1 protein-coding gene is annotated in these 600 nt (G+C 57.8%); it reads left to right on the top strand.

The genetic code is table 11. The features are described 5' to 3' along the window. Window positions 1-184: 184 nt before the first annotated feature. The coding region (locus JK635_RS28180) for a hypothetical protein (RefSeq protein ID WP_235887954.1) at window positions 185-600 on the top strand (416 nt) is incomplete at its 3' end.

The raw sequence follows: 600 nt of genomic DNA, 5'->3' as shown, positions 1-600 counted from the left end.
TGTCCAGATTGCCGTGGCTTGCCAGCGGCATCAGCAGCCGCGATGCCATGGGATTGAGCATTTCCACATCGCCATTGCTGGCGGTCTGCATCAGACCGACCGGGGTCCGATACAGAAATTGCAACAGTGTCTCGTAATCGTCAGTAGCCTGCTCTGCCATAACTTGTCTTTGTTGATGCGCCCGATGAGTTGGAATCGGGGATTATCAGGGATTTTTAATGTATCCATAAGGAAATTTTTTGACGATGTGGGGTTTTGCCAGCACTTATCCGCAGAGCTTTTGCAAAAATGCAAGCCTGATGCGCCGTGGCCGGGCGGCGAATCGCCCTCTTTTCCGCCTGACCAGGCGCGGACATGCCAAACATGGAGCGACAGGGCACCAGGGCGACGGCAGGTAAGCCGCGGGTCGCGGAAACCCCACACCACGGAAGGGAAAAGCGACTTTGGTGTGTTCCTGCGCAACACTTTCGCCACGGCCACCGGTTATACCGACAATGCGGATGCCGATGTGCCCGGCAGGACGCGCCGCGGCGGCACATGCGCCCGAGCCCACGCCGATGCGCCGCAAGCGATGAAAACGAAACTGACCGCATGGAAAAG

Source organism: Neobacillus paridis, assembly GCF_016765675.1.
In the GTDB taxonomy this organism is placed as follows: Bacteria; Bacillota; Bacilli; order Bacillales; family Cytobacillaceae; genus Neobacillus; species Neobacillus paridis.
This window is presented reverse-complemented; position numbering and strand designations above follow the sequence as displayed.